The 13,710-nt window shown below is 60.9% G+C and carries 14 protein-coding genes and 1 tRNA gene; 9 read left to right on the plus strand and 6 right to left on the minus strand.

Going from position 1 to position 13,710, the window contains the following annotated elements; genetic code table 11:
- From cysN to J5J10_RS13130, 3 genes are all read left to right on the plus strand, one after another.
- Positions 1-1,488 carry a sulfate adenylyltransferase subunit CysN gene (cysN, locus tag J5J10_RS13120; protein ID WP_211930223.1) on the plus strand — a complete coding sequence of 496 codons (1,488 nt, stop codon included), beginning with the start codon at positions 1-3 and terminating at the stop codon, positions 1,486-1,488.
- Between the two features lie 125 nt (positions 1,489-1,613).
- Entirely contained in the window at positions 1,614-2,522 is a 909-nt protein-coding gene (locus tag J5J10_RS13125; protein ID WP_211930224.1) for a cobalamin-dependent protein, read from the plus strand.
- Positions 2,523-2,712: 190 nt separating this feature from the next.
- Entirely contained in the window at positions 2,713-4,407 is a 1,695-nt protein-coding gene (locus J5J10_RS13130; RefSeq protein WP_211930225.1) for a methyl-accepting chemotaxis protein, read from the plus strand.
- 84 nt (positions 4,408-4,491) lie between these two features.
- Here J5J10_RS13130 and J5J10_RS13135 read toward each other — a convergent pair whose 3' ends face one another.
- Positions 4,492-5,517 carry a LacI family DNA-binding transcriptional regulator gene (locus J5J10_RS13135; RefSeq protein WP_249116740.1) on the minus strand — a complete coding sequence of 342 codons (1,026 nt, stop codon included), beginning with the start codon at positions 5,515-5,517 and terminating at the stop codon, positions 4,492-4,494.
- Positions 5,518-5,980: 463 nt separating this feature from the next.
- On the opposite strand from J5J10_RS13135, the gene J5J10_RS13140 reads away from it, so the two are divergent.
- Positions 5,981-6,988: a diguanylate cyclase gene (locus J5J10_RS13140; RefSeq protein ID WP_211930226.1), complete on the plus strand. Its 1,008-nt coding sequence runs from the start codon at positions 5,981-5,983 to the stop codon at positions 6,986-6,988.
- A 4-nt stretch (positions 6,989-6,992) separates the two neighbouring features.
- Here the strand turns inward: J5J10_RS13140 and glgX are convergent, their stop codons facing one another.
- Positions 6,993-9,071 carry a glycogen debranching protein GlgX gene (gene glgX, locus J5J10_RS13145; RefSeq protein WP_211930227.1) on the minus strand — a complete coding sequence of 693 codons (2,079 nt, stop codon included), beginning with the start codon at positions 9,069-9,071 and terminating at the stop codon, positions 6,993-6,995.
- A gap of 194 nt (positions 9,072-9,265) precedes the next feature.
- On the opposite strand from glgX, the gene J5J10_RS13150 reads away from it, so the two are divergent.
- Both J5J10_RS13150 and J5J10_RS13155 read left to right on the plus strand, forming a co-directional pair.
- Complete coding sequence (locus J5J10_RS13150; RefSeq protein ID WP_211930228.1) at positions 9,266-9,640, plus strand: response regulator; 375 nt, start codon at positions 9,266-9,268, stop codon at positions 9,638-9,640.
- Positions 9,641-9,707: 67 nt separating this feature from the next.
- Positions 9,708-9,935 (plus strand): hypothetical protein, encoded by a 228-nt coding sequence (locus J5J10_RS13155; RefSeq protein WP_208548701.1) that lies wholly within the window; start codon positions 9,708-9,710, stop codon positions 9,933-9,935.
- A gap of 138 nt (positions 9,936-10,073) precedes the next feature.
- On the opposite strand, the gene J5J10_RS13160 is transcribed toward J5J10_RS13155, so the two are convergent.
- Entirely contained in the window at positions 10,074-10,574 is a 501-nt protein-coding gene (locus J5J10_RS13160) for a ferritin-like domain-containing protein (protein WP_211930229.1), read from the minus strand.
- Between the two features lie 85 nt (positions 10,575-10,659).
- Entirely contained in the window at positions 10,660-10,947 is a 288-nt protein-coding gene (locus J5J10_RS13165) for a BON domain-containing protein (RefSeq protein WP_211930230.1), read from the minus strand.
- A 198-nt stretch (positions 10,948-11,145) separates the two neighbouring features.
- Between J5J10_RS13165 and J5J10_RS13170 the strand changes: the two genes are divergently transcribed.
- Complete coding sequence (locus J5J10_RS13170) at positions 11,146-11,310, plus strand: hypothetical protein (RefSeq protein WP_208548698.1); 165 nt, start codon at positions 11,146-11,148, stop codon at positions 11,308-11,310.
- 322 nt (positions 11,311-11,632) lie between these two features.
- Here the strand turns inward: J5J10_RS13170 and J5J10_RS13175 are convergent.
- Positions 11,633-11,709, minus strand: a tRNA-Pro gene (locus tag J5J10_RS13175).
- Positions 11,710-12,012: 303 nt separating this feature from the next.
- Between J5J10_RS13175 and J5J10_RS13180 the strand changes: the two genes are divergently transcribed.
- A complete protein-coding gene (locus tag J5J10_RS13180) occupies positions 12,013-12,417 on the plus strand; it encodes a hypothetical protein (protein WP_211930231.1) in 405 nt (134 codons plus the stop codon).
- Between the two features lie 156 nt (positions 12,418-12,573).
- Positions 12,574-12,879: a hypothetical protein gene (locus J5J10_RS13185; RefSeq protein ID WP_208548696.1), complete on the plus strand. Its 306-nt coding sequence runs from the start codon at positions 12,574-12,576 to the stop codon at positions 12,877-12,879.
- Positions 12,880-12,901: 22 nt separating this feature from the next.
- Here J5J10_RS13185 and J5J10_RS13190 read toward each other — a convergent pair whose 3' ends face one another.
- Positions 12,902-13,705, minus strand: a complete 804-nt coding sequence (locus J5J10_RS13190; RefSeq protein WP_211930232.1) for an ABC transporter permease — start codon at positions 13,703-13,705, stop codon at positions 12,902-12,904.
- Between the last annotated feature and the right edge of the window lie 5 nt (positions 13,706-13,710).

Here is a 13,710-nt window from a genome sequence, read left to right on the forward strand (position 1 = left end):
ATGACCGCTCCAGCCAACACCGCCCTCGCCGCTGAAATCCTCGAGGCGCCTCACGCCGACGCCGCACCTGTTATCCGCGACTCGCGTCCGCTTCGCCTTATCACCTGCGGCTCCGTCGACGACGGAAAGTCGACGCTGATCGGCCGCCTGCTCTGGGACACCAAGGCCGTCAAGGAAGACCAGGCAGCAAGCCTGCGCCGTGACAGTGGCCAGCAGAACGATCTCGGCTTGCCCGACTTCGCGCTTCTGCTCGACGGTCTCCAGGCCGAGCGAGAGCAAGGCATCACCATCGATGTCGCCTATCGCTATTTCGCGACCGACCGCCGTTCCTTCATCGTTGCCGATACTCCCGGCCACGAGCAGTATACCCGCAACATGGCAACCGGTGCTTCGACGGCCGATCTCGCCGTGCTGCTGGTCGATGCCCGCGCGGGCCTTTTGGAGCAGACCCGTCGGCACGCCACCATTGCCTCGCTGATGGGTATCAAGCAGTTCGTGCTGGCCGTGAACAAGTTCGACCTCGTCGCCTATGACAAAGCCGTGTTCGACCAGATCAGCACCGAGTTCAAGGCACTCGCCCTGACGCTCGGCGTGCGTCAGGTGACGGCAATCCCGATGTCGGCTCTGAAGGGCGAAAACGTCGTCTATCCCGCAGGCTCTGTGATCCCATGGTACGAGGGCCCGACGCTGGTCGAGACGCTCGAGCTTGCGACCCTGCGCTCCGGCCAGTCGACCGGCTTCCGCCTGCCCGTGCAGCGCGTCTCGCGTCCGGGCGAGAGCTTCCGCGGCTACCAGGGCACGGTCGCCGGTGGTGCGGTGAAGCCCGGCGACAGCGTCGCCATCCTGCCCTCCGGCCAGGTCGCAAACGTCAAGCAGATCGTCACCTTCGACCTCGTGCGCAATGCGGCCGTCGCGGGCGACGCGATCACGCTGGTTCTTGACCGGCAAGTGGACGTGGCACGCGGCGATATGATCGTCTCGCTCGATGCCCAGCCGCAGACGGGGCTAGCCTTCGATGCCCAGATCGTTGCTCTCCAGCCGGACGGCATCGTGCCCGGCAAGCGCTACTGGCTGAAGGCCGGTTCGCGTCGCCAGCGGGTGCAGGTGCAGCCGGTGCAGCAACTGGATCTGAAGTCCGGCAAGTGGCAGGCAGCTGAAATGCTGCAGATGAATGCCATCGGCAAGGTGCATCTTTCCTTCGACGAGACGGCGATCTTCGATCCCTACGAGCTCAATCGCGGTACGGGTGCCTTCATCCTGATCGATCCGGATACCAACAACACGGTCGCCGGCGGCATGATCACGGCCAAGCGCACCGACCTCGGCGGGCTCAATGCCCATGAGGGCCGGGTCATTCTCTCGCTGCCGGCCGATCTCGCCGAACAGCTGCTGGCAACAGAACTGCTCGCCAGCCGCCGCGACGAAGTCGAGACGCGCCGTGTGACGACGACCACAGCGCGGCAGTTGCTGGACGATATCGACGGCTAGTCCTTCAGGCGAAAACCACGGAAAATCGCCTCGCAAGGGGCGATTTCTTGCCGATCCGCAAAATTTGCTCCCGCCTTTCATTCCGCATTGCTAAAATCGCGACATTGAGTCGAGAGAGGACAAGCATGGCGGATGCTCAAGCCGGCAGAGGTGAGGCTCTTCTGACCCTCGCGGATGTGCTCCGGATCAGCGGCATTACGAAACTTGTGCTGCATGCGTGGGAGCGGCGATACGGTTTTGCGCCGGCGGGTCGAAGCGAGACGGGACGACGTTTCTACACCCGCGAACAGGCCGAACAGTTGCGGTTGTTGAAAGCATGCAGCGATGCGGGCTACAGGATCGGAACTCTGATCAATCTGCCTATCGAGGAGCTGATACGGATCGAGGAGAACCATCGCGCCCGCCTCTCGCTCGTATCGGTCCTAGAGCACATCCAGACCCTTGATGGCGAGAAACTCCGGGATGCCCTGCAACAGCGGGCGGACAAGGAGGGATCGGAGGGGTTTGTTCGCCATACCGCAATCCCGCTTCTTCACGAGGTCGGACTGCTCTGGGCGAACGGCGCCGTTACGGTAGCCGCCGAGCATCTTGCAACATCCGCGGTGAAACGCGTTCTCGGCACCATGCTCGATTCGTGCCCTCCCGCCTCTGCCGGCGCCCAATGCCTCATTGCCACAACGCTCGAGGGCGAACAGCACGAAGTGGGCGCTCTCGTTGTCGCGCTGATGGCGCGTCTTGCGGGATGGGACGCGCTTTACCTCGGACCCGACCTCCCGGTCAGCGAAATCGCCTCCGCCGCGCGGCAGCGCCATGCGGATGTCGTCTGCCTCAGTGGGCTTGCCGGGAAAAAGCGGCTGGTGGAAATGCGGCTTCGCGACCTGCGCGGCGTGCTACCGGAAAAGACTGCTATCTGGCTCGGCGGACCTGCTTTCGCCGAGATGCCCTCCATGCCGGCGGTTCGTTTCTTCGAGAATCTCGACATCTGCGTGGACATGCTGCATTCCACACCCGCCATACGGTCGCATACGGCCTGATTTGCCACCACCATCGGCACGCTGGAGCTGCCGCTTCCTCTCATGCGGGAAACTCCAAAACCGCGCGCAAAAGATATACAAAGACATTCTATTTTAGCGATTTGTTTATTTTCCGTCGATATTTCTTGTAACGCTAATTTACTCCAGGCGACCGCCTTCCGACGCGTGATCGCCCAGCCAGGTGGACAGAATGGGACTCGCCTCTCTCGTGAATGCCAAGACCGCCGCAAAGAGCCTCGCCCTCGACTCGCTGCAGGCCAATGTGATGATCGCCGACGCCAAGCTGAACATCACCTACATGAATCCGGCCGTGATCGAGCTGCTCAAGGAGGCCGAAGCGGATCTGAAGAAGGAATTGCCGAAATTCAGCGTCGCGTCGCTGATCGGCAGCAATATCGACGTGTTCCACAAGAACCCGTCGCATCAGCGCAAGATGCTGGCGGCGTTGAAGAGTCGGCACAGCGCGACCATCACCGTCGGAACGCGTGTCTTCGACCTTCTGGTGACGCCTCTCAAAGAGGGGGCCAAAACCGTGGGCTTCGTCGTCGAATGGGCCGATGCAAAGGCACGTCTGTTGAACGTCGACTACGCCGCACAGATCGCCGCGATCAGCCGCTCACAGGCGATCATCGAATTCAGTGTCGACGGCACCATCATGGGCGCCAACGACAACTTCACCTCGCTGATGGGCTATACGCTGCCGGAGCTCATCGGCCAGCATCACAGTATCTTTGTCGACCGGACCTTTGCGAATTCCGAGGACTACAAGGCGTTCTGGACGGCGCTGCGTGAAGGCCGCTACCAGTCATCCGAATTCAAGCGGGTAACAAAATCCGGCAAAGAAGTCATCATCTCGGCGTCCTACAATCCGATCCTCGACCTGCATGGCAAGGTGGTGAAGGTGGTGAAATTCGCCACCGATGTCACCGCCCGGGTGAATACGGTGTCATCCCTCGGCGATGCGCTTAAACGGCTCTGCTCAGGCGATTTCGCGTTCCAGCTTTCCGAGCCGTTCTCGGCGGAATTCGAATTCCTGCGGCACGACCTGAACCGTTCGGTGTCCCAGCTCTGCGACACGTTCCGTGAAATCTCCAGCAGTGTCGACGTGATCAGCCAGGGCACGCGCGAAATCGGCCAGGGTGTCGGGGACCTGTCGCGCCGAACCGAAAGCCAGGCGGCAAGCCTGGAGGAGACTGCGGCGGCGCTTGACGAGATCACAGCCAATGTCACCGCCTCCGCCAAACGTGCCCAGGAGGCCCAGGCAATGGCCGGCACGGCCAAGGCCAACGCCGAACAATCCGGCGAAGTGGTCTCGCAGGCGGTGGACGCCATGAGCCGCATCGAGGACTCGTCGTCAAAGATCTCCAACATCATCGGGGTAATCGACGAAATTGCCTTCCAGACCAACCTGCTTGCACTCAATGCGGGCGTGGAAGCTGCCCGCGCCGGCGAGGCAGGACGCGGCTTCGCAGTCGTGGCGCAGGAGGTTCGCGAACTTGCGCAACGATCAGCCAAGGCGGCCAAGGAAATCAAGGAGTTGATCCAGAACTCGGCAACGGAAGTCGCGTCCGGGGTGAAGCTCGTCAGCGACACGGGCGGCGCGCTGCGCAAGATCAGCCAGTTCATCGTCGAGATCAACGACCAGGTCGTCGCGATCTCGACGGCCTCGCGCGAGCAGTCAACCGGCCTTCACGAGGTCAACGGCGCCGTCAACACCATGGACCAGACGACCCAGCAGAACGCGGCGATGGTCGAAGAGAGCAGCGCGGCGGCCTCAAGCCTCGCCAATGAAACGCAGAAGCTGCGCGGCATGATCAGCCAATTCAACCTCGGCGGACACGGCGTGACCGCGGTCAGCCACTTTAAACCCGGAAGGGCAGCCTGATCCAGACTGTCTGACCGCAACAGAAACAGCGCGGGTTTGGCAGAACCCGGCGCCATAATCTCCTCCCCCAACTTGCGCCCGGCCTCAGGTCGGGCGTTTCTTTGTGGAACCGCGCACCATGATTTGGAAGCCGACGTCGACGCGCGACTCGGGACGAGCACCGGACCGCGCTGCGATGACCATGTCCGCGGCGCGATAACCCATGTCGTAACGGGGCACCTGCACAGTCGTCAGCGGCGGCACGCAGCCTTGCGCGAACTCAAGATCATTGAAACCGCAAACCCCGATGTCGTCGGGAACCCGCCGTCCCTGTCTCTGGCACTCGAAAAGCACGCCAAGCGCGAGATCGTCGGTCTGACAGAGAACCGCATCAACATCCGGGACGCGTTCGAGAAGGTCGCGAAAGAGCTCGGCGCCTGCACCGACGCCCTCGAAAACCGCGGAGCCACGAACGAGGGCGGGATCGAAGATACCGTGCCGTTCGAGCTCGCTGCGATAGCCGAGGAGACGCCGCTCGCCCCGGACGCCGAGATTGCCGCCGAGCAAGGCAATACGTCGATATCCGCACTCGACCAGATGATGCGTCGCGGCGGCGGCGGCGTCGAAGTGACTGAAGCCGATCGCCATATCGAGCGCCGTTTCCCTTATCTCCTGGATCTGGACCACCGGGCATCCCATGCGGGACAGGAGTGCGCTGTTGTCCTGAGGGCCGTCGACACCGGCGATAATGACACCAATCGGTCTTTGCCCGAGAAACAGCTTCAGATGCCGGGCTTCCTCGCAGGGATCGAAATGGGAATTGGCATAGAGAAGACGGAAATCCGTCGGCCGGACCCGCGCTTCAATGCCATTCATGACCTCCGAGAAAACGTAGTTCGTCATCGCCGGCACCAGAACCGCGATCAGCTGGCTGCGGCGGCTTGCGAGAGCCTGGGCCGCGATATCCGGGACATAGCCCATCTGCTCCACGAAGCTCATCACGCGCTCGCGCAGTTCCGCGGATACCATATCCGGATTGCGCAGAGCCCGCGATACGGTGATCGGGCTGACACCAGCTGCCTTGGCGACGTCGCCCAATGTCACGCGGGAGCTCTTTCGCTTGTCAGGCAAGCAGCACCTCCGGGGCAGTGGCCATATTCGAGATCGTCATTTCCCATAAACCTCGTCAGACACGATCAACCCGCAGGAACAAAAGGTCAAAGTCGAGAATACAACAAAACCCATAGTCTCTTTTCGCCATTTTCTTTTCAAGGGGCGACATTTTTGGTAGTCTAGCCTTGGAATGGCTCCGATCGAAAGTGACAACGGCGCCCTCTTGTTATGGTTTAGCGGTATCTCCACCGAATACCGGCCCCGCGGGCGAAATTTGGTACTGCAGCCTTAAGACCATCGACACTTAAGTATTTTTCTATATATGCGCCATGCCGGGAAGGTCGAGTGACCCATGCCGCTTTGGGGGCGATATTCACAGGTCGACGGCCGATACTGACGGGCATAACGATCCGGGCCGGCAAAGTGCCCGGACGGACGGCGCAAGCAAGCAAGCGTCGTCATCTTGCCGAGGAGGAGACACATGTACGCTGTCGCGATACTGGACGAGAATGCGCTTGCCGCTTTCCGCCGCGAACACCCCTGGCTGGACCTTGCGGAGGATGTGCAAGAGATCAGCATTTATTTCGACGACAACGGCGGACCGACGCGGCTGACGGCGCACGCCGGTGGCCAGGATGGCACGCCGACGCCGGTCGATGCCGGTCGCTTCGGTCTGGAGGCAATCCTCGCACTTATCCGCTTCGCCCCGCAGGGCCGGCCGGCGGTGGAAGACTGTCCGGAGGAAGCCGAAGTCCGCACTATTCTGGAAACGCTTCCGATATCGCGGGGCGGGGCTGGAACGGAAGAGCTCGAACGGGAGCGCGCCGCCCGGCTGGAAGACGCCTATCAGATCGTCCGCCAGATCGCCGCCGCGAAATTCACCGATCTTCTGAAATCGGCCACCGACATGCGCGAACGGGAACGTCTTCAGGATACGGCCGCGCATATTCCGGAGACGCTGGCGTCGGTGGACGACAGACACAAGCCGATGTTCCTGGAAGTGGACCTCTGGCGTCTGGTCGCCGTCATTCGGGATGAGTTTTCTCTGCCCGCCGATTACGAGATGACGCCATCGATCGATGATGATCTCCTCGGCTTTGCAGACAAGGGGCCTGCCGCAGCGCCAGTGATGTCTGACCCCGTCATCCAGGCACTTTTCGATCTCTCTCCCGTTGCCTTCTCAATTTCCAGCACCGGCGAGAAGAATTCCCGTTACGTGCGGGTCAATCAGGCTTACCTCGACCTCGTCGGCAAGACCTGGGACGAAATACAGAATAGCGAGATGGTTTCGTCAGGCGTGGTCGTCGGCAGCGACGCGCGCACGCGGCGTCTCATGCTGCTCGACAGACATGGTGGCTACACGGACGAACTCGCCGAGATCCGTGGTGCTTCCGGCGAAATGATACCGGTACAGATCTCGGCGCGGCGGCTGTCGCTCGGGGGGCAGCTTTACGATTTCGAGGTGCTGACCCGGCTCTCCGACAGCTGATCGCTCACCGTCTGCCCGAAAACAGCGCGAGGCTGCGAGCCGGCATGGCGAAGGTGCCGCCTTCCTCGACGTCCTCCCCGCTCCTGTCGGGATCTGCCGTTGTCAACTCCATGCGCCATAGGGAATGGTCGGGCATGGAGAACTCGATATCGGCGTCCACCGGATTGAAGGCGATCAGCACCTCGCTCCACGCGCCCTCGACCTCCGTGAGGTCATCTCGCCTCAAGTGCAGAACGAGCGTGTTTCCGTCGAGCCAGTGCTCCGGCCTCTGTTCGCCGCCCTCGGCGTTGCGCCAGTCGATGACCATGCCATCGCGCCAGTTGCCACGCCGGAGCAGCGGCTGGGCCTTGCGCAGTTCGATGAGACGGCGCGTGAATTCACGCAGGGCTTCGTTGCTTGGCGGCAGATTTTCCCAGTGCAGCCAGGAAATCTCGCTGTCCTGGCAGTAGCTGTTGTTGTTGCCCATCTGCGAGCGGCCGAACTCGTCGCCAGCCAGCAGCATCGGCGTGCCGTGCGAGAAGAAGAGAGTCGCCAGGAAGTTCCGTTTCTGGCGGTCCCTGACGGCATTGATCCCCTCATCGTCGGTCGGACCTTCGGCGCCGTAATTGTGGCTCCGGTTGTGGTTGTGACCGTCGTTGTTTTCTTCTCCGTTGGCCTCGTTGTGCTTGCCGTCATAGGAGACCAGATCGTTCAACGTGAAGCCGTCATGGGCGGTGATGAAGTTGACACTCGACCATGGGCGGCGGCCCCGCTGGTCGTAGATATCGCCCGATCCGAGAATGCGGGCCGCAAAGTCCGGCGCGATGTTGTCGCCGTTCAGCCAGTACTCGCGAGTGCTGTCGCGATATTTGTCGTTCCATTCGGCCCAGCCCGGCGGGAAGCCGCCGACCTGATAGCCGCCCGGCCCGATGTCCCAGGGTTCGCCAATCAGCTTGATGCGCGAGAGCAACGGATCCTGCGTCACCGCGTCGAAAAAGCCGCCGCGCTGGTCAAAGCCTTGCGGTTCGCGTCCCAGGATGGTGCCGAGGTCGAAGCGAAACCCGTCAACATGCATTTCGCCAGCCCAGTAGCGCAGGCTGTCCATGACCATCTGCAGAACGCGCGGATGCGAGGTGTTCACGGTGTTCCCCGTGCCGGTATCGTTGATGTAGTAGCGGTGATTGTCGGGCAGCGTGCGGTAATATGAGAAATTGTCGATGCCCTTGAATGATAGCGTCGGACCGAGTTCGTTACCCTCCGCGGTGTGATTGTAGACGACATCGAGGATTACCTCGATGCCGGCATCGTGAAATGCCCGCACGAGATCTCTGAACCCCTGAAGCCCGCGCGGACCGTAGTAACGGCCGGCGGGAGCGAAGAAGCCAAGCGTATTGTAGCCCCAGTAGTTCTTCAGACCCCTGTCGAGCAGGTGGCTGTCGTCGGGGAATTCGTGGATCGGCATCAGTTCGACGGAGGTAATGCCGAGAGCCTTGATATAGTCGACCGCCGCCTTCTGGCTCATGCCCTCGAACGTGCCCCGAAGCTCTTCCGGAACGTCGGGGTTGAGAATGGTAAAGCCCTTGACGTGTGTTTCGTAGACGATGGCGTCCGCCCAGGGAACCATCGGTCTGCGATCATTGCCCCAGTCGGCGGCAGAGGGATCCACAACGCGGCATTTCGGCATGAACGGCGCGCTGTCGCGGTCGTCGAAGGACATGTCCTTGTCTTCCGCGTCGAGATTGTATCCGAAGACCTCCGGCGACCAGCGAATGCCGCCCACCAGTTCACGCGCGTAAGGATCGATCAGCAACTTGTTTGCATTGAAGCGATGGCCATTCGCAGGATCATACGGCCCATGGACGCGGTAGCCATAGAGCGTTCCCGGCTTCAGTCCCGGCACGTAGCCATGCCAGACTTCGTCCGTATATTCAGGCAGGGTTATACGGTCAGTCTCGATACGCCCGGATTCGTCGAAAAGGACGAGCTCGACCCCTTCAGCATGGGCCGAGAACAGCGCGAAGTTGACGCCATCGCCATCATAGGTCGCGCCCAGACGGGCGGAATCGCCCGGCCTGACATCGCGAGAGGTGCGCAGGGTATCCATTGGGGCCGCCTTTCGAGCAGAGGAAGGTGCGCCCATAATGCTGCGCGGCGCGATAGGTTCCCGCGCTGCAGCGAAAGCTCCGCGGCTAGGTCGTTAACTCTCGATAAAGCATGTTTTCATGCATTTTAGATAAATGCGAACAAACGGTCGTGCCGGGAGTTGTGGCAGCAGTGATACATCAAGGAGCCAAGCGGATGACGATCACAGATGACCTGCATCATTGCGATACCATCCTCGTTGTTGAAGACAATGTGTTGTTGGCCCTCGACGCGGCGGCAAGCGTAACCGCGGCAGGCTGCGACGTGGTCATGACGGCGCGGAGTGGCGAAGCTCTGGCGCTTCTGGCCTCCCGCTCCTTTCGAGGAGCGATCCTGGACTTCAATGTTCAGGACGGCACCGTAGCCGGCATCGTCAAGAGGCTGACGGAAGCGGCCATTCCGTTCAGGGTCGTATCGGCGATGACGCCGGCCATCATCGAACAGGCCGGAATACCGCGCGACGTCATTCGCTCGAAGCCGATCGACTACGACAATGTGGTGGACGACATTCTCTCGGCCCGGGCCGCCTGAAATCAACACGCACCATGGAACCAAACCGTAGGCGCTGCGTTGTGGGTGGTTGGACGAGGAGACTTCCATGGTTGAGGTGTATTTCGACATTCTTCCCGATAGCAGTGGCTGGGTCTGTATGGTCGACGGACGGTGGCAGCATGCACGTTATGCCAGCTTTCATGAGGCGGAGTCCGCCGGCAGGCGGTTTGCCGCCAAGACGGAGGACGGCCGAAAGGTGGTTATTCGCAGGCAGGACCTGACGGGGCGGTTACGAGCGCTCAGAGCACCCCACGAACGGCATCTTGAGGATTAATGCGGCGGTCGAGCATCGGCCAGGAGGAAGGAGCCGGTCGCTCTGCAACCGGCTCCTTTTTCTTTTCGCTGTTGGCCACTCGACAAAAAAGGGGCACGGCCTCGCCGCGCCCCTTTCAGCAAACTATCCGTGAGGGTGTCAGGCAGCCTTCTTCTGGGCTGCCAGATTGACGGCGGACGTCGCGAGCTTGCTCAGTGTCTCGTCGGTCTTGGACTCTTCATCGAGGGTTTCCTCAAGAAGCTTGGCGGCATCCTTCATGCCGAGTTCGACGGCCCACGCCCGAAGCGTTCCATAGCGGCTGATCTCGTAGTGTTCGACCGCTTGCGCAACCGCCAGGAGACCGGCATCCAGGGCTGCGGTGCCCTTGAATTCCTCCATGATCTCCTCGCCTTCCTCGACAATGCCCTCGATCGCGGCACATGTCTTGGCGCGAGCGCGCTTGCCGATGATGTCGAAGACCTGCTGCAGGCGTTCGATCTGGCCTTCGGTCTCGTCTTTGTGTTTGGCGAACGCATCCTTGAGCTTTTGATCCTGAGCGGCACGCGCCATCTTCGGCAGCGTCTTCACGATCTTGCGCTCGGCGTAGTAGATGTCACGAAGGGTGTCGTGAAACAGATCTTCCAATGTCTTTTCAGCCATTTTACTCTCCCTGAAACGTGGCGCTATTGCCGCCGATCCAACCGGGAATCCCCCGCTTTGTTCCGGCTTGGATAAAAAGGCTTAATCAGCCGGCGCCAGCGAGTGGGTTGCGCAATCTGAGTCGCAAGATAATGTTGCCAACCTCAGGGATGGATCGCACGATCTCGACCGCCCGTTCTATCTCACCCTCCCGGCTGACGCTGCCCGACAGGACGATATCGCCTCCTGTTTCGGTTACCTCGATATCGGATGCGTCTATTCCGTCGGACACCGCCAAGAGATCGGCAACGCGGCGCTCCACCAGTTCCTGGGTCGGATTCTCGATCTCGACGACGGGCGGTTCGCCATGAAAAGTCTGTGGCTTGAACTGCATTTTGGTTCTCCTCGCTGATGGCGGCGCACGTAGTGCTGCCGATCAACCGTAATTCCCGCCCGTGGAGATTGTTCCTCGCAGACACATCCCGCCATGATGGGGGCCGGGGGATGCAGCACCGAAGTATCATCGCCTTAATCCAAACGAGGGGAACGAACGAACGCCTGCGCGGTTAAGTCTGGGTGAAAGGAGATCAACATGACCAGAAAAGACTACCGCAAGGACATAAAGGCCGCGCTCAATACCAGCGGCGGCGGACAGCTCGGTGGGACCTACTACGGTCAGGAGCCGGACGCGCGCACTGGACCGAGCCCCAACGCCAAACGCAAGCAGAAGCCGGCGGATGGCAAGAAGGGATCGTAAGGAGCTTCAGAGCCGACATCGATAGACCACAAACGAGGAAAGCCCGCCGGAGCGGGCTTTTTCCATTGGTGTCGCTTATCCCCGCCCAAGCGGGCGCAGGAACTAAGATCAGCCGATCAGCTAAGGCCGAAGAACGACAGGACCGCGATCACGACGACGACGAGGCCGACAAGATAGATGACGCTGTTCATGATGTCTCTCCTTTGATGTTTGCGGGTGATAAACCCATGGAGAGAGCGTGAGTTCCATCCGCAGTGCTGAAAGGCTACACATCAGCGATTGCGCAAAAAAGAAAAAAGCCCGCTTTTGCGGGCTTTTCGACTGGTCGGAGTGGAGTGATTCGAACACTCGACCCCCACGTCCCGAACGTGGTGCGCTACCAGACTGCGCTACACTCCGTGACCAGCGGCGCTTCTATAGACCAGCCTTTTTTGATGCACAAGCGGAGATTTGCATTTTGTGGGGAGCCTTCGTGACGAATTCGCGACGGCTTTGGATGGTTCCTCGGCAAGCGTGGCAACACGGCATCATCGCAAAGATTTCATCGGCCAGCCGCAAACGCCGATTTCTTCCGCTGCCGAATAAGGCTAAGCCGGAGATGCGCAGGCTCTGGAAGGGGCCCGGCCGGATCTGCCCTGCGGGGGCGGCAGAACGGATGGACCGGAGCCTGGCGCAGGCGTAGAGCGCAAGGGACAAAAGGACATGAATTTTCGCGGAATAGCCACCGCCAGCCTCATGCTGGCACTTGCCGGATGCACGACCACGGGCGGTGCCGCCCGCAACGATGTCGAAGCACGCTGGAACGGCCAGTCGGCCGGAGCCTTCTTTGCCAACTTCGGCCCGCCGAACAGCGACAGCCAGGCCGGCGGCTCGACGATCTACGCATGGCGCGGCGGTCACAAGACCCGTTCGGTACCAGCCGTTTACGAAACGCTGCCGGACGGAAAGAAGGGCAAGAAGATTTCTTCTGCCCGCACCGAATATTTGAGCTGCGCCGTGCAGTTGACCGTCGCCCCGGACTACACGATCCGCAGCATCCGCATCGTTGTCGACAAGCCGGGCCAGAACGGCAAGACCTATTGCGAGGAATTCCTCGGCGGCGCGTAACGCGCCGGTGCCGCAAGTCGGGAAGGCCGTTCCAAGGGGCGGCCTTCTTTTTTGGCGTTAAGCCGCGCATCATCGCGATGCGTCAGGACGCCATTCGTCTTGCGCGGTTAAAAGGATGGTGAAAATCTTGCTCACACTTCAGCGGGAGAGAGCAGAATGAAGTCTGGACTGATTGCAATCCTGGTGGCGCTGGTTTTCTCGACCCCGGCGGCGGCCGCCGTGTCAGGGTATTATGACAGCGTCGAAAAGATCGGCACGATTCTTGGCAGCGCACAGCTGGCAAACATCCTGCACCAGGCACCGATCGGCATGATCTCCAACACGGGAGCGAGAAAAGACGGCGCACAGGAGTGGCTGGTCCGGACGCAGGAATGCGACCTCACGGTCTATCTCGTTCCGGTTCTGCCGGATGGTCCGGGCAAGACGACGTATAGCCTGGAGATACCCGGCACCTGCGACTGACGAAGCGCACGGCCCACGCCGATCACACGACGGGCGCTGGAACCTTTTTCAGGAGATGCCGCCGACGCAGTTCCATCGCGAAAGCACCGGCGAGCGTGACGGCAATCAGCATCACCGCCAGAGCGTTGATGGTCGGCGTGATGCCGCTGCGGACCTTCGAGAACACGTAGACCGTCATCGTGTCATACGGTCCACGTGTGAAAAGCGTGACGTTGAAATTCTCGACAGACTGGAAGAAGGCAATGACGGCACCGGCGCCCAGTGCGGGATAGAGATGCGGCAGGAGCACGCGGCGGAGCACCATGGCATGGCTGGCGCCCAAATCGAGCGCAGCTTCCTCGAGCGAACGGTCGAAGCTCTGCAGGCGTGCCAGTACCAGCAGCATGACGAAGGCCGCGATATAGGAAACCTGGCCGAGAACCGCGAGGTGGAGACCGGGCGGAACCGAAAGCGAATTCCAGAAAAGAAGGGTGGAGATACCGATGACGGCGCCGGGCGTCAGGATCGGCGCGACCATCAGCCCGTAGAGAGCGGAGCGCACGACACCGCCGAGACTGTTGATCAGGATCGCCGCAGCCGTGCCGATCGGCACCGACACCGCCACAACGGCGAGAGCCACGAGAACCGTATTCTTGAACGAGTTCAGAAGGCGCGTATCATTCCAGAGTTCCACGAACCAGTTCAGGGTGAAGCCGGCCCACGGATAGACAGAGGGAAAGCGGCTATCGTTGAAGGCGGCGCCGCCCATCACGACGAGTGGCAGCAGCATGTAGGCGAGGAAGATGGCGAGATAGAGCCGGAACAGCCAGTCGGATTTCTGGTTCATGGCAC

Source organism: Ciceribacter sp. L1K23 (assembly GCF_018122705.1).
GTDB lineage: Bacteria > Pseudomonadota > Alphaproteobacteria > Rhizobiales > Rhizobiaceae > Allorhizobium.